This window comes from Modestobacter altitudinis (assembly GCF_005930475.1).
In the GTDB taxonomy this organism is placed as follows: domain Bacteria; phylum Actinomycetota; class Actinomycetes; order Mycobacteriales; family Geodermatophilaceae; genus Modestobacter; species Modestobacter altitudinis.
Genome location: NZ_SJEW01000003.1, coordinates 1 through 18,611 on the forward strand (window position 1 = coordinate 1; position 18,611 = coordinate 18,611).

Below are 18,611 nucleotides of genomic sequence, written 5' to 3' on the forward strand. Positions count from 1 at the left end.
GGATGAAGTAGCCTCCGCCCGGTGCTGCGCAACGACCCCGCCCAGTACGACGGCCTGGCCGACCAGTGGTGGGAGCCGGCGGGCGGCTTCGCCATGCTGCACTGGTTGGCGGCCGCGCGAGCGCAGCGGGTGCCACCGGCGACCCGCCCCGGTGCCGTGCTGGTCGACCTGGCCTGCGGCGGGGGTCTGATGGCACCGCACGTCGACCGGCTCGGCTACCGGCACGTCGGGGTCGACCTCGGGCTGGCGGGGCTGCAGGTGGCCCGCGACCACGGCGTCGCGCCGATCCGAGGCACGGTCCTCGCCGTCCCCCTGGCCGACGGGTGCGCCGACGTCGTCCTCGCCGGTGAGGTGCTCGAGCACGTCGAGGACGACGGTCAGGTGATCGCCGAGTGCGCCCGCCTGCTCAAGCCCGGCGGCACGCTGGTCATCGACGCCATCGCCCGCACCAGGCTGGCCGACGTGATCGCCGTCCGGATCGCCGAGCGCATGCCCGGCGGGCCGCCGCCCGGCATCCACGACCCGGCGCTGTTCGTCGACCGCACCCGGCTGCTGGCCACCGCCGACCGGGTCGGGCTCGACCTGCGACTGGTCGGCATCCGGCCCTCGGTGCGCGACCTCGTCGCCTGGCGCCGCGGACGGCGCGAGGGCGTGCGGATGCGCGAGATCGCACTGACCACCGTGCTCTTCGCCGGGTACGGCACCCGGCGATGAGATCGGCCGGGTGCCACCGGAGCGCACACGTCCGGGTCCGCACGTACCGTCGGGGCATGATCGGGACTCTGCTGGTGGCGGGCTGGTGACGGCCGCCGTCGTGACCGGCGCCGGGCACGCGCTGCCGGCGACCTACGAGCAGGGTCAGGTCTGGGACGGGTTCTTCGCCGCCCAGTACGCCGGGCTGCGGGCGGCGGAGCGGGTCTTCCGTGCCGCCGGGGCGCAGCGCCGGCACGCGGTGGTCAACCCGGTCGACGAGGACGTCTCCGGCTGGGGGACCGGCGCCCGGATGGAGCGGTACGTCACCGAGGCGCTGCCGCTGGGCAAGCAGGCGGTCGCCGGTGCGCTCGACGCGGCCGGGCTCGCACCGGGTGACGTCGGGCTCTTCGCCGTCGCCACCTGCACCGGCTACGCCACCCCGGGGCTGGACATCCGGCTGGCCAGCGACCTCGGCATGCCGCTGGGGCTGCAGCGGCTGCTGATCGGGCACATGGGCTGCTACGCGGCGCTCCCCGGCATCGCCGCGGTCAGCGACTTCGTGACGGCGCGGTCCCGACCCGCGGTGCTGCTCTGCCTGGAGCTGACCAGCCTGCACGTGCAGCCCGCCGTCGCCGACCTCGAGCAGGTGGTCACCCACGCCCTGTTCAGCGATGCCGCAGCCGCCGTCGTGCTGGAGCCCGACGCCGGCGGGGGCCGCAGGGTCGCCGGCATGGTCGCCCGCACCGACCACTCCACCGCCGACCACATGACCTGGGACGTCACCGACCTCGGGTTCCGGATGGGCCTGTCGCCGCGCGTGCCCGACGTGCTCGGCCGGCACGTCGGCGGGGTGGTCGAGGAGCTGCTGGGCGAGGCGGGCCTGCGCATCGAGGACGTCGCGGGCTGGGCCGTGCACCCCGGCGGACCGCGGATCCTGGACGTCGTCCGGGACACCCTCGGACTGACCGAGGAGCAGATGGGCGCCTCCCGCCGGGTGCTCACCGAGCACGGCAACTGCTCCTCGGCGACCGTCCTGCTGGTGCTCGAGGAGCTCGGCGACGTCGACGGCCCGGTGGTCGCGATGGCCTTCGGCCCCGGGCTCACCCTCTACGCCACGCTGCTGCTGCCCACCGGCTAGTCCAGGTGGGCCTGCTTGGGCGCCAGGCCGCGGAGGGCCTCGGCGGCCACCCGGTCGCGGTCGGCACCCCCGGCGGCGACGACCACCGCACCGACCAGGCCCTCCACCAGCGGCGCGGAGCTCAGCACGACGCGCTCCCGGACGTCGTCGTCCACGAGCTCGAGCGCCGTCTCGGCCGACATCACCGCGCTGCCCAGGTCCATCAGGACCACGACGCCGTCACCGGAGTCGGCCGCGGTGATGGCGGCGGAGACGGCGACCGCGTCGGTGCCCAGCCCACCGTCGTCGGTGCCGGCGGCCACCTCGACGGTCACCTCGGCGCTCGGCAGCATCTGCCGGGCCAGGGTGACGGCCGCCTCGGCGAGCGGCCGGCTGTGCGAGACGACGACCAGTCCGACCCGGGACACCGGCGTCAGCCCGCGCTGCCGGACAACACGGTCACCGCGGCGTCCAGCAGGAGTGCGGTCGAGGTCGCCCCCGGGTCCTGGTGGCCGGCGCTGCGCTCGCCCAGGTAGCTCGCCCGGCCCTTGCGGGCGACCAGCGGCACGGTGGCGTCCCGGCCCTCGGTGGCAGCCGCGGCGGCCGCCGCCAGCGCCGCGCCGAGCGGCTGCCCCTCGGCGAGCGCGGCGTCCAGGGCGTCGCAGGCGGGTGCCAGCGCGTCCAGCATGGTCTTGTCCCCGGGCGCGGCCTTGCCCCGGGCGACGACGCCGTCCAGCCCGGCCCGCAGCGCCCGGGCGAACGTCTCGTCGTCGGCCGGGTCGGGGCCCAGCACGCCGGCCATCCGCAGGAAGAATGTGCCGTACAGCGGTCCGCTGGCCCCGCCCACCTTGCTGACCAGCGTCATCCCGACCTGCTTGAGCAGCGCGGCGGGGTCCGCGGGTGGTGCGGCCTCCAGCGCCGCCACCGCCGCGGACATGCCGCGGTCCATGTTGGCGCCGTGGTCCGCGTCGCCGATCGCCGAGTCCAGTGCGGTGAGCTCGTCCTTGTGCTCCGCGACGGACCGCGCGAACTCGCGGACCCAGGCCTCCAGCGCCGCGACGTCGAGGGAGTCCGCCACCCTCAGACCCCCCACCGCAGGCCGGGGGTGCGCACCGGGGCGTCCCAGAGCCTGACCAGGTCGTCGTCCACCTTCAGCAGCGTCACCGAGCAGCCGGCCATGTCCAGGCTGGTCATGTAGGACCCGACCAGCGACCGCGCGACGGTCACCCCGGACTTCTCCAGCACCCGCGTCACCTCCGCGTACATCAGGTAGAGCTCGATGAGCGGTGTGCCGCCGAGGCCGTTGACGAAGGCGATGACGCCGTCGCCGCCGGAGAACTCCAGGTCGCTGAGCACCGGCTCGACCAGCATCTCGGCGATCTCCCGGGCCGGGGCGACCTTCACCCTGCGCCGGCCGGGCTCGCCGTGGATGCCGACGCCGATCTCCATCTCGTCCTCGGGCAGGTCGAAGGTCGGCTTGCCGGCGGCCGGCACGGTGCAGGAGGTCAGCGCCATCCCCATGCTGCGGCCCTGGGCGTTGACCGTGCGCGCGACCTCGGCGACCTCGGCGAGCGGACGGCCCTGCTCGGCGGCCGCGCCGGCCAGCTTCTCGAGCAGCACGGTGACGCCCACGCCGCGGCGGCCGGCGGTGTAGAGGCTGTCCTGCACGGCGACGTCGTCGTCGGTGACGACGGCGACCACCTCGGTGCCGGACTCGGCGGCCACCAGCTCGGCGGCCATCTCGAAGTTCATCACGTCACCGGTGTAGTTCTTCACGATGTGCAGGACCCCGGCGCCGCCGTCGACCCCGGTCGTGGCGGCGGCCATCTGGTCGGGGACCGGGGAGGTGAACACCTCCCCGGCGCAGGCGGCGTCCAGCATCCCCATGCCGACGAACCCGCCGTGCATCGGCTCGTGGCCGGAGCCGCCGCCGGAGACCAGCCCGACCTTGCCCTGCCGCGGTGCGTCCCCGCGGAACACCACCCGGTTCTCGTGGTCGATGCGCAGCTCGGGGTGCGCGGCCGCCATGCCCCGCAGGGCGTCGGCGACGACGTCGGCCGGGTCGTTGATCAGCTTCTTCATCGGTGCTCCTGGGTCTGGGAGAGGAGGGAAGTCAACCGCGGGACTCGGTGCGCCGCTCGGCGGCGTCGGCCTCGCGGGGGGTGGGGGTGTCGGTCCGTCCGGCGGCCCGGTCGTCGGGCTCCGGGGTGCTGGCGGTCCGGCCGGGCTCCTCGTCCTCGTCGGAGACGGGGAGGTTCCGGCCGACGAGCAGGTCGTAGAGCAGCGCGCCGATGAGCGCACCGATGATCGGGCCCACGATCGGCACCCAGAAGTAGATGTCCCCGTTCTGGTCCCGCCAGGCGCCCCCGTAGCCGGTGACGTAGGACAGCAGCCGGGGGCCGAGGTCGCGGGCCGGGTTGATCGCGTAGCCGGCGTTCGTGCCCCACGCCATCCCGATGGCGACCACGATCAGGCCGATGATGAACGGTGCCAGGTTGACGCCCGGCGACGTGTTGCGCAGGTCGGTGATGGCCAGGATGAGGAACAGCAGGATGGCCGTGCCGATGACCTGGTCCCGGAGGGCGCCCCAGGTGCCGACCGGCAGGCTGCCGTTGCCCGGCAGGGTCGAGAAGATGCCCTGGGTGTCGATGGTGTGGTTAGGGTCGATCGCGGCGATGACCTCGCTGTAGTTCCAGCGCACCAGCAGCGCGGCCACGAACGCGCCGGCCGTCTGGGCGAGGGAGTACGGCAGCACCTTGCGCCAGGAGAACCCGCGGAAGGCGGCGAGGGCGATGGTGACGGCGGGGTTCAGGTGCGCACCGCTGATCCGGGCGGCGACGTACACGCCGAGGACCACACCGAGGCCCCAGGCCCAGGCGATGCTGTCGTGGTCGCCGATGCCGCCCGCGACGACCTGGGCCACCACGCCCACACCGAACAGGATGAGGATGAACGTGCCGGCGAACTCGGCGGCGAGCTCGGCGGCCAGCGTGCGCTGCTTCGGGGTCTCGACCACGGTGTCCTCCACTGGAGGCTGGTTCGGGCACGGGATGCGCCCGGCGGGGGGAAGGCTAGGAGTGATCCAGGTCGCACGGCAATGACCTTCGTCCCGCATCGTCGGACAGCCCGCGCGAGAGCCGGCGGCGGCACGGCGGAGGGCTGCGGAGGCGGCGTCGGCAAGGCACACTCGTCGCACTCGAGCCTCCCGACGGGCGGCCGGAAGGAGGGATCAGGGGAGGCGACAGACCCAGACGCGGTCCATCCAACACGGAGGAGCTCACCGATGGCAGGCAACAGAGGCGTTGCGTACATCGAACCGGGCAAGGTCGAGGTCCACGAGACCGACTACCCGAAGCTGGAACTGCTCGACGGTCCGGGGGTGAACCCGGCCAACGTGGGGCGCAAGTTGAACCACGGCGTGATCCTCAAGGTGGTCACCACCAACATCTGCGGCAGCGACCAGCACATGGTCCGGGGCCGCACCACGGCACCACCGAACCTGGTGCTCGGTCACGAGATCCTCGGCGAGGTCGTGGAGAAGGGCTCCGACGTCGAGTTCATCGACGTCGGCGACATCTGCTCCGTGCCGTTCAACATCGCCTGCGGGCGCTGTCGCAACTGCAAGGAGGGCAAGACGGGGATCTGCCTGAACGTGAACCCCGCCCGCCCCGGCGCGGCCTACGGCTACGTCGACATGGGCGGCTGGGTCGGCGGGCAGGCCGAGTACGTCACGGTGCCCTACGCGGACTGGAACCTGCTGAAGTTCCCCGACCGGGACCAGGCGCTGGAGAAGGTCCTGGACCTGACCATGCTCTCGGACATCTTCCCCACCGGGTTCCACGGCGCGGTCACCGCCGGCGTGAAGCCCGGCGCGACGGTCTACATCGCCGGCGCCGGCCCGGTCGGGCTCGCCGCCGCTGTCGGCGCGCAGCTGCTCGGCGCGGCGGTGGTCATCGTGGCCGACCTCAACGAGGAGCGGCTGGCCCAGGCCCGCAGCTTCGGCTGCGAGACCGTCGACGTCTCCAAGGGCGCGCCGCAGGAGCAGATCGAGCAGATCCTCGGCGTGCCCGAGGTGGACGCGGGCGTGGACGCGGTCGGCTTCGAGGCCCGCGGCCACGGTGAGGGCGCGGGCAAGGAGGCGCCGGCCACGGTGCTGAACTCGCTGATGGAGGTCACCGCGGCCGGTGGGGCGATCGGCATCCCCGGGCTCTACGTGACCGGCGACCCGGGCGGCATCGACGAGGCCGCGAAGGTCGGTTCGCTGTCACTGTCACTCGGCACCGGCTGGGCGAAGTCGATCTCGTTCACCACCGGGCAGTGCCCGGTGATGCGCTACAACCGCGGCCTGATGATGGCGATCCTGCACGACCGGGTGCAGATCGCGAAGGCGGTGAACGCGACCCCCATCTCGCTGGACGAGGCGCCCCAGGGCTACCGGGACTTCGACTCGGGGGCGGCGAAGAAGTACGTCATCGACCCACACGGGATGGTCCGCGGCGCAGCGGCCTAGCGGCGGTCGGCGCCGGCCCGGTGCTCCTGCCCCGGGCCGGCGTCACCACAGGTCGCCGGGCCGCCAGTCGCAGAGCAGCCGGGTGGCGGTGTCCAGCCCGGCCGGGGTGTACGGCGTCGGCAGCACGAACACCGCCTCGCCGGGGCTGTCGACGACGCCGTGCGGGGTGAACGCGCCGACGGCGCCAGACCACCGCTGCCAGCCGCGCGCGGCGTAGAACCCCACCGCCTCCCGGCTGGAGGACAGCGCGCCGAGCTCGAAACCGCCGGCGACCAGCCGCTCCACCTCGGCCATGACCGCCGAGCCGACGCCGCGCCCGCGCCAGGGGGAGAGGGTCGCGACCGCCTCGACGTAGCCGGTGCGCAGCGTGCGGTCCCCGGCGACGAGCTGCCGGAGGACGACCGAACCGTGCCCGACCAGCTCGTTGTCCGCCGCAGCGAGCACGTGCACGCCGCCCAGCGCGTGCGACCAGTCGGCGTCGCCGAAGTGCGCGGGGAAGGCGCCCTCCAGCAGGGCGCGGAGCGCGGTGCGCTCGGCGGGGGAGAGGTCGGCGGTGGGCGCGGTCCGCAGTCGGACACCGGAGGGCGGCACGGCACCAGCCTGGCCGAAGGGCGGCCCGGGGTCGAGGGAGCGGGTGACGAGAATCGAACTCGCACTGTCAGCTTGGGAAGCTGATGTTCTACCATTGAACTACACCCGCGACGGCCTGAGCTGCACGTTCCTGTGCTGCTCGCGGCCTCGGCAGACAGCGTAGCAACACCGCCGCGCATCGCCGGAACCGGTGCCGTCCGCCCCGGGAGGTGGCCGACCCGGCGGGGGCACTCCCTAGACTCCGCGCCATGCTGCTGTCCGACCGCGACATCCGGGCCGCCCTGGCCGACGGCCGGCTGGGCCTGGCGCCCTATGACGCCGCGATGGTGCAGCCCTCGAGCATCGACGTCCGGCTCGACCGGTTCTTCCGGGTCTTCAACAACGCCCGGTACACCCACATCGACCCCGCGCAGCAGCAGGACGACCTGACCACGCTGGTGGAGCCCGACGGCGACGAGCCGTTCGTGCTGCACCCCGGCGAGTTCGTCCTGGGCTCGACGCTCGAGGTCGTGAGCATCCCCGACGACCTCGCCGCGAGGTTGGAGGGGAAGAGCTCGTTGGGGCGTCTCGGGCTGCTGACGCACTCGACCGCCGGCTTCGTCGACCCCGGGTTCTCCGGCCACATCACCCTGGAGCTCTCCAACGTCGCCAACCTGCCGATCACGCTCTGGCCCGGCATGAAGATCGGCCAGCTGTGCCTGTTCCAGCTCAGCTCGGTGGCCGAGCACCCCTACGGCTCGGCGGTCTACGGCTCCCGGTACCAGGACCAGCGGGGGCCCACGCCGTCCCGGTCGTTCCGCAACTTCAGCCGGGCGGAGACCCGGCGTACCGCCGCCGGGGACGCGCTCCCCACCTGACGGGCGTCCTACCGCCGGATGAACTGTCGTGCGAGGCCGGATGACGGACGGCCCTCCGGGGTAGACAGGTCCTCATGGACCCCCGGGACACCGCTGTTCTGCTGCCGCAGCCGTCGGGTGACCCCGTCGTGGACGGCCCCTTCGACTGCGCGGAGGAGTCGGCGCACTACGCGTTCTCGGTCCAGCTGCTGCTCACCCAGTACGCGGCATTGGTCCCCTGGCAGAGCGAGGGCGTGGCCGAGCTGGGCAGCGGTGACGCCCGGGCCATCGCGCACGTCGTCCGCGCCGTCCCGGGGCTGACCGTGCACGGCACCGACATCAGCCCTCGCTCGGTGGCCCGGGCCCGCCGGACGATCGACGACCTGGGGGTCGCCGACCGGTACACCGTCGAGCTCGGCGACTTCTTCGCCTGGGCCGACTCCCCGGACGGCGCCCGCCGCTCCACCGTCATCGCCAACCCGCCCTACATCCCCGCCCCGGACGGCGACATCCTGATGCCGGAGCTGTGGGGTGGCTGGTACGGCAACGACCTGGTGCTGCGGTTGCTCAAGGCGGGCTTCGACCACCTGCTGGTCGCGCTGCCCAGCTACTCCGACCCGGCGGCGACGCTGGCTGCCGCCGGCGAGCTGGGCTACCGGGTGGCCAACTTCCTGGCGATGGGGCTGGAGTTCGGCGCGTACAGCGGCGAGCCCAAGGTCGCCGAGCACATCGCCCGGCTCACCGCCGAGGGCCACGGCTGGGCCGGTGAGGGCTCCTACGTCGTGGCGGTCGCGCTGCTCACCCGCTCGCCCGCGGTCCCGCGGGACCGGTCCACCGAGCTCCTCCGCGCCCTCCAGCTGCCGGCCTGAGGTCAGCGCTCCGGGACGACGACCGCGGGCTCGGTGCCCGCCACCTCGACGGCGGCGTCGCCCCCGGCGGGCGAGGTGCCGCCGAACAGCCCCGGCACCTCGTCGTCGACGTAGCGCTCGCGGCAGATCATCCAGCCGGTGACCAGCAGCAGCGCGGTCGAGACGTAGGCGATGACGAACATGCCGGTGTACCCGCCGGTCAGCCCGCGCAGCAGGCCGACCAGCAGCGGCCCTGCCCCGGCCATCGCGTACCCCCAGCCCTGGGAGACGGTGGACAGCGCGGCCACCGACTCCGGGGTGCGGCCGCGCAGGCCGATGAGCGTCAGCACCATGGAGAAGGTCCCCATGCCCACCCCGAGCACGGACACCCAGAGCCAGGTCAGCGTCAGCGGGGCCAGCAGCAGCCCGGTCCAGCCGGCCAGGTAGCAGCAGGTGAAGCCGACCAGCATCGGCCGCTGCAGCCGCTGCCGCACCGCGCCCATCGGGACGACGGCGTTGAGCGGGATGACGATGAGCGCGTTGAGCCCGACCAGGGCGCCCGCGGCGTGGGCGGACATGCCCTCGTCGCGCAGGTACTGCGCCGTCCAGCCGACGATGACGTAGGCCTCCACCGCCTGCAGGCCGAAGAACGCCGCCATCACCCACGCCAGCCGGCTGCGGGTCAGCGCCCGCAGCCGCACGGCGCGCCGCGCGCTGCGTCCCGCGCCCGGGTGCCTCGGGACGAGGAGCCACGGCAGCGCCGCCAGGAACGCGAAGGCCGCCCAGATGCCCAGCGCCCACCGCCAGCCGTCGACGCCGACGGCCTCGGCGATCGGCGCGGTGGAGACGCTGGCGACCGCGCCGCCGATGGCCAGGGCGGTGCTGTAGGCGCCGACCAGCAGACCGGTGCGGTCGGGGAACCACTTCTTGACCAGGCTGGGGAGCAGCACGTTGCCCAGCGCACCGCCGACCATGGTCAGCACGGTGCCGGCCAGGAAGAACACCACGTCCGGGACGGCGACCCGGACCAGCAGGCCGGCGGTCATCACGATCAGCGCCGCGGCCAGCACGTGCCCGTCCCGGAAGCGGGCGGCCAGTGGCGGCCCGGCGAAGCCGATCAGCGCGAAGCAGATGAGCGGCATGCTGGTGATCAGGCCGGCGAGGCCCGAGGAGATGCCCAGCCCCTGCTCGATCTCCTCGAGGACCGGGCCGATGCTGTTCACCGCGGTGCGCAGGTTGAACCCGGTCAGCACGATCGCGACCCCGACCAGGAGCAGGCCCCGGCGCTGCACGGGCGGTCTCGGCGGCGCGGCAGCGGTCACGTCCGCTCATCCTCCTCCACGGACACCGGTCGGCTCGGCGCGGGTCAGCCGCGCGCCAGCCCGACCCGCTGGACCCGCGGGACGATCCGGGGCACCCGGTGCCACACGGCCTTCTGCAGCACCAGGGTGGCGACCGCGGCCACCAGGACGCCGGCGAGGTTGATGCCCAGCTGGGTGGCCGCCTCGCGGAGGTCGGTCCCGCTGCCGAGTGCGATGGCCAGCCCCATCTCCCCGGCGGCCGGGACGGTGGTCACCGAGATGAACACCCCGACCAGCGCACCTGACCGGGCGGACGTGAGGGAGAGGACGCCCGCGATCCCGGCGAGCACCGCCACCACCAGTGACCACCTGTCCGGCTGGGTGATGAACCCCGTCGCCGGCCGGTCGGCGACGAGCAGGTCGGTGCCGAACCAGCCCAGCCAGCGGCCCGCCAGGGTGGCCAGCACGGTGACGGCGATGGCCACGGTGAAACCGACGACGAGGGAGACCACCGCCCGCCGCCCCGTGCTCGCCCGTCGGTGCACCAGTGCGACCGCGAGCGCAGCCAGCGGCCCGAACTCGGGCCCGAGCACCATCGCGCCGATCACCAGCGGAGCCGAGTTGTTGACGATGGCGACGGCGGCGAGCAGCGTGGCGATGGTCAGGAAGGCCAGGTAGGAGACCGACAGGGTCGCGTCGGTGGCCGTCGAGCGGACGACCTGCTCCCAGACGACGGCGTCCGACCCGTCACCCGGCGCGCGCCGCTCGGCATCTTCCGCCGGCCGGGACACCGCGGCGTCCACCGCCTCCATGGCGATGCCGCCGTCGCGGTCCACGTGCAGCCGCCGGAGTGCGTCGATCAGCTGGTCGGTCGCCTCGCGCGCGACGTCGACGAGGAAGAGGTCCCCGGGCGGGCGCACCGAGCCACCGGGCACGACCGCCAGGTGGGCGACGCCGGGGTCGGCGTCGAGCAGGTCGCGCACGGCGCTGCTCCGGTCCGGCGGGACGGTGATGCGCAGGTGGAGGAGCACGCTGGAGTTCTACCGGGTGCCGCTCACCTGGACGGTGGCGGCGGCGACCTGGGTGGTGGTCCCGTCCGCGGCCAGCCGCAGCACGGCCAACTCGTGCGGGCCGTCCCCGGCCGGTGCGGCCAGCAGCAGCGTCGGGCTCAGGCACTGCTGCAGCCGCAGCGCGGGCCCGGCCGCCGTCTGCGTGTAGGAGACCGTGCTGCCGGCGTCCCCGCGGACGGGTGCGCCGTCGAGGGTGACCACGTAGCCGGTGTCGTCCGGCCCGGTCAGCCGGAAGCGCAGCGCCTGCCCGGCGGTCACCTCGCTGGTCGCGACGGCGATGGCCGGGGTGTCGCAGTCGGCGGTGATCGGCACCTCCTCCGCGCCCCGGCTGCCGGCGAAGCCGAGCACTGCCATGACGACGGCGGCGACCGCGAACCAGGTCCAGTTCCGGCTCCGCCGGATGGGCGAGGTGTCGTCGGCCAGCGCCCGCTGGTCGTTGACGTCGCGGGCGTAGTGCAGCCGGGTGCGCCGGTTGCCGGCCGCCAGCTCGGGGTCCTCCCGCCCGCGGACCCCGCCGAAGAAGGAGCTCACGCCGTCAGTGTCCTCCGGCCACCCTCCAGGGGCCCGCGCCGAGCGTGCCAGGCGTGGGGGGAAGGGCGGTCCTTCATCAGTCGTGCTGGGTGGCCGCCGAGCCGGTGCCTGCCGGGTCGTCGGGCTCGGTGCCCACGGCCGGCCCGGACTCGGTGCCCGGCGCGCCGACCGGGGCCAGCGAGCGGAGCAGGATCTGGCTGACGTCGAGCACCTCGACGTGCTCCTTGGCCTCCCCGGCCTGCTTCTTGCTGGTGACCGCGTCGCTCAGCATCGTGATGCAGAACGGGCAGGCGGTGGAGATGACGTCGGGGTCGAGGTCGAGGGCCTCCTCGGTGCGCTCGACGTTGATCCGCTTGCCGATCTTCTCCTCCATCCACATCCGCGCGCCGCCGGCGCCGCAGCAGAAGCCGCGGTCCTTGCAGCGGTGCATCTCCTGCGTGGTCAGGCCCTGGACGGAGTCGAGGATCTCCCGCGGGGGCGTGTAGACCTTGTTGTGCCGGCCCAGGAAGCACGGGTCGTGGTAGGTGACCTTGCGGTCGACCGGGGTGACCGGGGTGAGCCGGCCGTCCTCGACGAGCTGGCCCAGCAGCTGCGTGTGGTGCACGACGTCGTAGTCGCCGCCCAGCTGCGGGTACTCGCGGTTGATCGAGTTGAAGCAGTGCGGGCAGGTGGCGACGATCTTCCGCCGTCCGGCCGGGCGCCCCTCGAAGACCGTGTTGAGGGTCTCGACGTTCTCCATGGCCAGCTGCTGGAAGAGGAACTCGTTGCCCATCCGGCGGGCCGGGTCGCCCGAGCAGGTCTCGCCGTTGCCGAGGACGGCGAACTCCACGCCAGCCATGTGCAGCAGTTCCGCGACGGCCTTGGTGACCTTCTTGGCCCGGTCGTCGATGGCACCGGCGCAGCCGACCCAGAACAGGTACTCGACGTCGTCGGCGATCTCGCCGTCGACCTTGCGGACCTCGAAGTCCAGGTCCTTCATCCAGTCCTCGCGGACGTTGCCGCCCACGCCCCACGGGTTCCCGCGGTTCTCCAGGTTGCGCATCATCACGCCGGCCTCGGAGGGGAAGCTGGACTCGATCATGGTCTGGTACCGGCGCATGTCCATGATGTGGTCGACGTGCTCGATGTCGACCGGGCACTGCTCGACGCAGGCGCCGCAGTTGGTGCAGCTCCAGAGCACGTCGGGGTCGATGACCCCGCCCTCCTCCAGCGTGCCGACCAGCGGGCGGTGCGCCTGGGCGTCGTTGGTGCCCTCGATGCGGGCGTAGCCCGAGGCCCACTCCTGCTCGGCGCTGGGCTCCAGCGCGGTGAAGTCGGCGAAGTTCGGGGCGTCGTCGGTGGCCTTGGTCGCGCCGGTCAGGTACGGGGCCTTGGCGTAGAGGTGGTCCCGCAGGTCCATCACGACCATCTTCGGCGACAGCGGCTTGCCGGTGTTCCAGGCCGGGCACTGGCTCTGGCACCGCCCGCACTCGGTGCAGGTGGTGAAGTCCAGCATCCCCTTCCAGGTGAAGTCCTCGATCTTGCCGCGACCGAAGAGGTCGTCCTCGCCCGGGTCCTCGAAATCGATCGGCTTGCCGGCGCTCATCATCGGCTGCAGCGGGCCCAGGGCCACGCCGCCGTCGGCCTCGCGCTTCCAGTAGATGTTGAAGAACGCGCTGAACCGGTGCCACGCGACGCCCATGTTGAGCACGCGGGAGATGGTGATCAGCCAGACCAGGCTCACCACGATCTTGACGAACGCGATGACGCTCAGCAGGTCGGCGTTGCCCGGCACGATGTTCGCCAGCGCGCCGGAGATCGGGTGCGACCAGCCGGGGGCGTCGGTCAGCCCGGCAGCGATCTTGACCGCCCGGATCAGCAGGATGCAGATGCCGATGGTCAGGACGACGGCCTCGACGAAGTAGCCGCGACCCTCGTTCGAGCCGGCGAACCGGCTCTTCCGGCCCTGCCGGCGCGGGTGGTCGAGCTGGCGCCGGATGATCAGGTAGACGATGCCCAGGACCGTGCCGGTGCCGATGACGTCGACGAACAGGTTCCACAGGCTCCACTCGCCGATGAGCGGCAGGTGCCACTCCGGGTTCCACACCTCGCCGAACGCCTCGACCAGGGTGAGGAAGAGGCCGTAGAAGCCGAGGAAGACGAACCAGTGCGCGGCGCCGATGGCCGACCACTTGAGCATCCGGGTGTGGCCCAGGGACTCCACGGCGAGCGTCTTCAGGCGCGGGCCGACGTCCCCGGAACGGGTGGGGTCCGGCTGACCGGTCGCGAAGATGCGGAGCATGGCGCGGACCGCCTTGGTGGCGTAGACCACCGACACGACCAGCAGGAGCACGGCCAGCGTGCCGAGGACGATCTGCAACGGGCCCATGAGCTCCCTCTCGTGCGCGTGCGCGGGCGTCTTCGCCCACCCGGACGGACGATAACCGGGTCGCTGCAGGCTACTCGCCAGTAACACCGGGTCGCCCGGGGCCCGGGCAGGTGCTGCCGGTGGACCCCGGGAACACCAGCCCGCGGGCTGCCGTTACTCTGGGCAGGAAAGTTGAGCGGACCCGGCGCAAGGCCCCCTGCGGCACCGCGCAGCGCCTCCGGCCCTCGGCTCCCGGACCAGCACCACCCCGTCGCTACCGCAAGGAGAGGCCTCCATGGCACGAGCAGTCGGAATCGACCTCGGCACCACCAACTCCGTCGTCTCGGTCCTCGAGGGTGGTGAGCCCACCGTCATCGCCAACGCCGAGGGGGCTCGGACCACCCCGTCCGTCGTCGCCTTCGCGAAGAACGGCGAGGTCCTGGTCGGCCAGTCGGCCAAGAACCAGGCCGTCACCAACGTCGACCGCACCATCCGCAGCGTCAAGCGCGAGATGGGCACCAGCTGGAAGACCGGCCAGATCGACGGCAAGACCTACACCCCGCAGGAGATCAGCGCGCGGGTGCTGCAGAAGCTGAAGCGGGACGCCGAGACCTACCTCGGCGAGCCGGTCACCGAGGCGGTCATCACCGTCCCCGCGTACTTCGAGGACGCCCAGCGCCAGGCCACCAAGGAGGCCGGTGAGATCGCCGGCCTGAACGTGCTGCGCATCGTCAACGAGCCCACCGCGGCCGCGCTGGCCTACGGCCTGGACAAGGGCGAGACCGAGCAGACGATCCTGGTCTTCGACCTCGGTGGTGGCACGTTCGACGTGTCGCTGCTCGAGATCGGCGACGGCGTCATCGAGGTCAAGTCCACCGCCGGTGACAACAAGCTCGGTGGCGACGACTGGGACGAGCGCGTGGTCAAGCACCTCGTGCAGACCTTCAACGCGACCAGCGGCATCGACCTGGCCAAGGACAAGCTGGCCATGCAGCGCCTCCGCGAGGCCGCGGAGAAGGCCAAGATCGAGCTCTCCGGCGCGCAGTCGACGAACGTCAACCTGCCCTACATCACCGCCGGGGCCGACGGCCCGCTGCACCTGGACGTCACGATCACCCGCGCGGAGTTCCAGCGGCTGACCCAGGACCTCCTGGACCGCACCAAGGCGCCGTTCAACCAGGCGATCCGCGACGCGGGCGTCTCCGTGGGCGACATCGACCACGTCGTCCTCGTCGGTGGCTCCACCCGGATGCCGGCCGTGAGCGACCTGGTCCGTGAGCTCACCGGGGGCAAGGAGCCCAACAAGGGCGTCAACCCCGACGAGGTCGTCGCCGTGGGTGCCGCGCTGCAGGCCGGTGTGCTCCGCGGTGAGGTCAAGGACGTCCTGCTGCTCGACGTCACCCCGCTGTCCCTGGGCATCGAGACCAAGGGCGGGATCATGACCAAGCTCATCGAGCGCAACACCACGATCCCGACCAAGCGCTCGGAGATCTTCACGACGGCCGACGACAACCAGCCCTCCGTGCAGATCCAGGTCTTCCAGGGCGAGCGCGAGATGGCGTCCTACAACAAGAAGCTCGGCATGTTCGAGCTGACCGGTCTGCCCCCGGCGCCCCGCGGCGTCCCGCAGATCGAGGTCGCCTTCGACATCGACGCCAACGGCATCGTGCACGTGTCCGCCAAGGACCTGGGCACCGGCAAGGAGCAGTCGATGACCATCACCGGCGGCTCGGCCCTGCCCAAGGACGACATCGCCCGGATGATGGCCGACGCCGAGGCGCACGCCGAGGAGGACAAGAAGCGCCGCGACGAGGCCGAGACCCGCAACCTCGCCGAGTCGCTGCAGTACCAGACGGAGAAGTTCCTGGCCGAGAACGGCGACAAGATCCCGGCCGACAAGAAGGAGGAGCTGGGTGAGGCGCTGACCGAGCTGCGCTCCTCCCTCGGCGGTTCCGACATCGCCACGATCAAGGCGGCGCAGGAGAAGGTCGCCCGCGTCTCCCAGGAGGTCGGTGGCGCGCTGTACGCCCAGGCGCAGGCCGACGGTGCCGGCGCCGCGGGTGCCGGGGAGGGCGACGGTGGCTTCGACACCGGCGCGACCGGGAGCACCTCCTCGGCCGACGACGACGTCGTCGACGCCGAGATCGTCGACGAGGACTCCGACAAGAAGTGACCCGCCGTCCGTGAACGTGTCCACCGGCCCGGGGAACCGGGCCGGTGGCGCGGGGGGAGACGATGAGCCAACAGGACGAGCAGCCGCCCCGGGCCGTGATCGGGGACGAGCACCACATCGACGCGACCAGCGGTGCGGCCCGGGTGCCGACCGAGCACGAGCCGATCCGCGCCCGGCCGGCGCAGGCAGATCAGCGCAGCACCGCGCCGGAGCAGGGAGACCAGATGAGCGAGCAGTTCAGTGACACCCCGGCGGACGTCGCCGACCAGCCGGTGGGCGGGGTGGTCGTCGACGACGCCACCCGCCAGCTCGCCGAGCGCACCGAGGACCTCCAGCGGGTCACCGCGGAGTACGCCAACTACCGGCGCAGGGTCGACCGGGACCGGGTGCTGGTCGTGGACCAGGCCGCGGAGCGCTTCGCCGGCCAGCTGTTCCCGATCGTCGACGACATCGAGCGGGCCCGGGACCACGGCGACCTGACCGGGGCGTTCAAGGTCGTCGCCGACCGCGTGCTGGGGCTGCTCGAGGGCCTGGGCGTGACGTCGTTCGGCGCCCCCGGCGACCCCTTCGACCCGTCGCTGCACGAGGCGGTGCTGCACGACACCTCCCCCGAGGTGTCCGAGCCGACCGCCACCACGGTGCTCCGGCCCGGCTTCCGCCGCGGTGACCGGGTGCTGCGCACGGCGATGGTCGGCGTGACCGACCCGGAGTCCCCGGCGCCGGTCGCGGCCGAGCCCGCGACCCCCGACGCCCCCACCGACGAGCAGCCGGGCGCGGGCCCGGCCGTCGGCTGAGCACGACACCCCGGTCGGTCCCCCCTCCGCAGCGCGGAGGGGAGACCGGCCCGTCAGCAGCTGGACAGAGAGGAGGCGCCCGATGAGCAGCACCCGGGACTTCATCGAGAAGGACTACTACGCGGCCCTGGGCGTCGCCAAGGACGCCGACGCGGCGGCCATCAAGAAGGCCTACCGGCAGCTGGCCCGTGAGCTGCACCCGGACAAGAACCCGGGGAACACCCAGGCGGAGACCCGTTTCAAGGAGGTCTCCGAGGCCTACGACGTGCTGTCGGACGCGAAGCGGCGGGCCGAGTACGACGAGGCCCGCCGGCTGTTCGGCTCCGGCGGGTTCCGCCCCGGTGCCGGCGCCCCGGGTGGCTTCCCCGGCGGCTTCCCCGGTGGCGCCCCGGGTGGGCAGCCCTTCGACCTCGGCGACATCTTCGGCGGCGCCGGTGCTCCCGGTGCCGGCAACCGGGCGGGCGGCCTGGGCGACATCTTCGGCGGGCTCTTCACCGGTGGCGCCGCCCCCGGTGGCACCCGGAGCCGGCAGCAGGCCGCGTCCGGCCCGGCCCGCGGCCAGGACGTCGAGACCGAGGCGACGCTGGCGTTCGACGAGGCGGTGCTCGGCGTGACCGTGCCGCTGCGCATGCAGAGCCCGGGCACCTGCCCGACCTGCCACGGCAACGGCGCCCGACCCGGCACCAGCCCGCACACCTGCCCGGTGTGCAACGGTGCCGGCGTCACCAGCCGCAGCCAGGGCGCGTTCGCGTTCTCCGAGCCGTGCCGGGAGTGCCGCGGCACCGGCTCGGTGGTCGACGACCCGTGCCCGGAGTGCAAGGGCAGCGGCGTCACCACCCAGACCCGCACCATCACCGTCCGGATCCCGGCCGGGGTCAAGGACGGTCAGCGCATCCGGCTGGCCGGCAAGGGTGCACCCGGCCGGCGCGGCGGGCCGCCCGGCGACCTGTTCGTCGTGGTCCACGTGTCCGGGTCCGACCTGTTCGGCCGGAGCGGGAACGACCTGACCCTGACCGTCCCGGTCTCCTTCGCCGAGGCGGCGCTCGGGACGACGCTGACCGTCCCCACCCTGGACGGGTCCGTGTCGCTGAAGGTCCCCGCCGGCACGTCCAGCGGCCGCACCTTCCGGGTCCGCGGTCGCGGCGTGCAGGGCAAGGGCACCCCCGGTGACCTGCTGGTCACCGTGGAGGTCGCGGTCCCGGCCCGACTCACCCCGGGGGCTCGGGAGGCGATCGAGAAGCTCGCCGCCGAGCTGCCCGACGACCCCAGGCCGGAGATCACCGAGGTGTTGCGCAGCGGGGGTGCCCGATGACCCTCCCCGAGCCGGGACGTGCGTTCGCCGAGGACGCGCCGGTCTTCGTCATCTCCGTCGCCGCCGAGCTGGCCGGCATGCACGCCCAGACGCTGCGCCAGTACGACCGGCTCGGGCTGGTCAGCCCCGGCCGCACCGCCGGCGGTGGGCGGCGCTACAGCCCGCGCGACGTCGCGCTGCTGCGTGAGGTGCAGCGGTTGAGCCAGGAGGACGGCGTCAACCTGGCCGGCATCAAGCGCATCATCGACCTCGAGTCGCGGGTCGAGGCGCTGCAGGGCCGGGTGGCGGAGCTGCTCGACGAGCTCGAGCTGTCCGAGACCCGGCGGATCGCGGCCGAGTCGGCCGTATCGGCCGCCTACCGGCGCGATCTGGTTCCGCGCACCTCGAGCTCGGCGCTGGTGGTGTGGCGCCCCACCGCACGTCCGTGACCGATCCGGGAACGCAGCGGGCGCACTGCACGTGATGAACGATGTGACCGTCGACAGTGC

At 73.0% G+C, this 18,611-nt stretch carries 18 protein-coding genes and 1 tRNA gene; 9 read left to right on the forward strand and 10 right to left on the reverse strand.

Annotation, left to right across the window (positions count from 1 at the left end; genetic code table 11):
* The first annotated feature begins 21 nt into the window (after nt 1–21).
* Complete coding sequence (locus FHL79_RS01710) at nt 22–714, forward strand: methyltransferase domain-containing protein (RefSeq protein ID WP_138756905.1); 693 nt, start codon at nt 22–24, stop codon at nt 712–714.
* A gap of 85 nt (nt 715–799) precedes the next feature.
* Complete coding sequence (locus tag FHL79_RS01715) at nt 800–1,831, forward strand: type III polyketide synthase (RefSeq protein WP_138756906.1); 1,032 nt, start codon at nt 800–802, stop codon at nt 1,829–1,831.
* Here FHL79_RS01715 and dhaM read toward each other — a convergent pair.
* Genes dhaM through FHL79_RS01735 form a run of 4 tightly spaced genes read right to left on the reverse strand, consistent with a single transcriptional unit; the run spans nt 1,828 to nt 4,826 of the window.
* Nucleotides 1,828–2,238, reverse strand: coding sequence for a dihydroxyacetone kinase phosphoryl donor subunit DhaM (gene dhaM / locus FHL79_RS01720; protein WP_138756907.1), 411 nt, complete (start codon nt 2,236–2,238; stop codon nt 1,828–1,830). The genes FHL79_RS01715 and dhaM overlap by 4 nt on opposite strands.
* 5 nt (nt 2,239–2,243) lie before the next feature.
* On the reverse strand, nt 2,244–2,888 hold the full coding sequence (gene dhaL / locus FHL79_RS01725; RefSeq protein ID WP_138756908.1) for a dihydroxyacetone kinase subunit DhaL: 645 nt from the start codon (nt 2,886–2,888) through the stop codon (nt 2,244–2,246).
* A gap of 2 nt (nt 2,889–2,890) precedes the next feature.
* The gene (gene dhaK, locus FHL79_RS01730) at nt 2,891–3,892 is read right to left on the reverse strand and encodes a dihydroxyacetone kinase subunit DhaK (RefSeq protein WP_138756909.1); all 1,002 of its coding nucleotides are present in this window, start codon (nt 3,890–3,892) and stop codon (nt 2,891–2,893) included.
* 31 nt (nt 3,893–3,923) lie between these two features.
* Nucleotides 3,924–4,826, reverse strand: coding sequence for an MIP/aquaporin family protein (locus tag FHL79_RS01735; RefSeq protein WP_138756910.1), 903 nt, complete (start codon nt 4,824–4,826; stop codon nt 3,924–3,926).
* Nucleotides 4,827–5,093: 267 nt separating this feature from the next.
* Here FHL79_RS01735 and fdhA point away from each other — a divergent pair, with 267 nt between their 5' ends.
* Nucleotides 5,094–6,320 carry a formaldehyde dehydrogenase, glutathione-independent gene (gene fdhA / locus FHL79_RS01740; protein ID WP_138756911.1) on the forward strand — a complete coding sequence of 409 codons (1,227 nt, stop codon included), beginning with the start codon at nt 5,094–5,096 and terminating at the stop codon, nt 6,318–6,320.
* Nucleotides 6,321–6,362: 42 nt separating this feature from the next.
* On the opposite strand, the gene FHL79_RS01745 is transcribed toward fdhA, so the two are convergent.
* Both FHL79_RS01745 and FHL79_RS01750 read right to left on the reverse strand, forming a co-directional pair.
* The gene (locus FHL79_RS01745) at nt 6,363–6,911 is read right to left on the reverse strand and encodes a GNAT family N-acetyltransferase (protein WP_138756912.1); all 549 of its coding nucleotides are present in this window, start codon (nt 6,909–6,911) and stop codon (nt 6,363–6,365) included.
* A gap of 38 nt (nt 6,912–6,949) precedes the next feature.
* Nucleotides 6,950–7,020 (reverse strand) — tRNA-Gly (locus FHL79_RS01750).
* A gap of 139 nt (nt 7,021–7,159) precedes the next feature.
* Here FHL79_RS01750 and dcd point away from each other — a divergent pair.
* Both dcd and FHL79_RS01760 read left to right on the forward strand, forming a co-directional pair.
* Complete coding sequence (gene dcd / locus FHL79_RS01755) at nt 7,160–7,768, forward strand: dCTP deaminase (protein WP_138756913.1); 609 nt, start codon at nt 7,160–7,162, stop codon at nt 7,766–7,768.
* Nucleotides 7,769–7,842: 74 nt separating this feature from the next.
* The gene (locus FHL79_RS01760) at nt 7,843–8,616 is read left to right on the forward strand and encodes a class I SAM-dependent methyltransferase (RefSeq protein WP_138756914.1); all 774 of its coding nucleotides are present in this window, start codon (nt 7,843–7,845) and stop codon (nt 8,614–8,616) included.
* 2 nt (nt 8,617–8,618) lie between these two features.
* Here FHL79_RS01760 and FHL79_RS01765 read toward each other — a convergent pair whose 3' ends face one another.
* The 4 genes from FHL79_RS01765 to FHL79_RS01780 form a co-directional block, all read right to left on the reverse strand.
* Nucleotides 8,619–9,917 carry a CynX/NimT family MFS transporter gene (locus tag FHL79_RS01765; RefSeq protein ID WP_246080230.1) on the reverse strand — a complete coding sequence of 433 codons (1,299 nt, stop codon included), beginning with the start codon at nt 9,915–9,917 and terminating at the stop codon, nt 8,619–8,621.
* A gap of 44 nt (nt 9,918–9,961) precedes the next feature.
* Entirely contained in the window at nt 9,962–10,927 is a 966-nt protein-coding gene (locus FHL79_RS01770; protein WP_138756915.1) for a DUF389 domain-containing protein, read from the reverse strand.
* Nucleotides 10,928–10,936: 9 nt separating this feature from the next.
* On the reverse strand, nt 10,937–11,497 hold the full coding sequence (locus FHL79_RS01775) for a hypothetical protein (protein WP_138756916.1): 561 nt from the start codon (nt 11,495–11,497) through the stop codon (nt 10,937–10,939).
* 76 nt (nt 11,498–11,573) lie between these two features.
* Entirely contained in the window at nt 11,574–13,865 is a 2,292-nt protein-coding gene (locus FHL79_RS01780) for a (Fe-S)-binding protein (RefSeq protein WP_138756917.1), read from the reverse strand.
* Nucleotides 13,866–14,139: 274 nt separating this feature from the next.
* On the opposite strand from FHL79_RS01780, the gene dnaK reads away from it, so the two are divergent.
* The 4 genes from dnaK (at nt 14,140) to FHL79_RS01800 (ending at nt 18,551) form a co-directional block, all read left to right on the forward strand.
* A complete protein-coding gene (gene dnaK, locus FHL79_RS01785) occupies nt 14,140–16,017 on the forward strand; it encodes a molecular chaperone DnaK (protein WP_138756918.1) in 1,878 nt (625 codons plus the stop codon).
* A 62-nt stretch (nt 16,018–16,079) separates the two neighbouring features.
* Nucleotides 16,080–16,811, forward strand: a complete 732-nt coding sequence (grpE, locus tag FHL79_RS01790) for a nucleotide exchange factor GrpE (RefSeq protein ID WP_171057956.1) — start codon at nt 16,080–16,082, stop codon at nt 16,809–16,811.
* Between the two features lie 82 nt (nt 16,812–16,893).
* The gene (dnaJ, locus tag FHL79_RS01795; protein WP_138756920.1) at nt 16,894–18,123 is read left to right on the forward strand and encodes a molecular chaperone DnaJ; all 1,230 of its coding nucleotides are present in this window, start codon (nt 16,894–16,896) and stop codon (nt 18,121–18,123) included.
* A complete protein-coding gene (locus FHL79_RS01800) occupies nt 18,120–18,551 on the forward strand; it encodes a heat shock protein transcriptional repressor HspR (RefSeq protein WP_138756921.1) in 432 nt (143 codons plus the stop codon). The genes dnaJ and FHL79_RS01800 overlap by 4 nt, the downstream gene beginning before the upstream one ends.
* Nucleotides 18,552–18,611: the final 60 nt, after the last annotated feature.

Excerpts from the sequence above, each read along its gene's own strand:
- dhaK (WP_138756909.1), bottom strand. The coding sequence starts at position 3,892 with ATGAAGAAGCTGATCAACGACCCGGCCGACGTCGTCGCCGACGCCCTG.
- fdhA (WP_138756911.1), top strand. The coding sequence starts at position 5,094 with ATGGCAGGCAACAGAGGCGTTGCGTACATCGAACCGGGCAAGGTCGAG.
- dcd (WP_138756913.1), top strand. The coding sequence starts at position 7,160 with ATGCTGCTGTCCGACCGCGACATCCGGGCCGCCCTGGCCGACGGCCGG.
- FHL79_RS01760 (WP_138756914.1), top strand. The coding sequence starts at position 7,843 with ATGGACCCCCGGGACACCGCTGTTCTGCTGCCGCAGCCGTCGGGTGAC.
- FHL79_RS01780 (WP_138756917.1), bottom strand. The coding sequence starts at position 13,865 with ATGGGCCCGTTGCAGATCGTCCTCGGCACGCTGGCCGTGCTCCTGCTG.
- dnaK (WP_138756918.1), top strand. The coding sequence starts at position 14,140 with ATGGCACGAGCAGTCGGAATCGACCTCGGCACCACCAACTCCGTCGTC.
- grpE (WP_171057956.1), top strand. The coding sequence starts at position 16,080 with ATGAGCCAACAGGACGAGCAGCCGCCCCGGGCCGTGATCGGGGACGAG.
- dnaJ (WP_138756920.1), top strand. The coding sequence starts at position 16,894 with ATGAGCAGCACCCGGGACTTCATCGAGAAGGACTACTACGCGGCCCTG.
- FHL79_RS01800 (WP_138756921.1), top strand. The coding sequence starts at position 18,120 with ATGACCCTCCCCGAGCCGGGACGTGCGTTCGCCGAGGACGCGCCGGTC.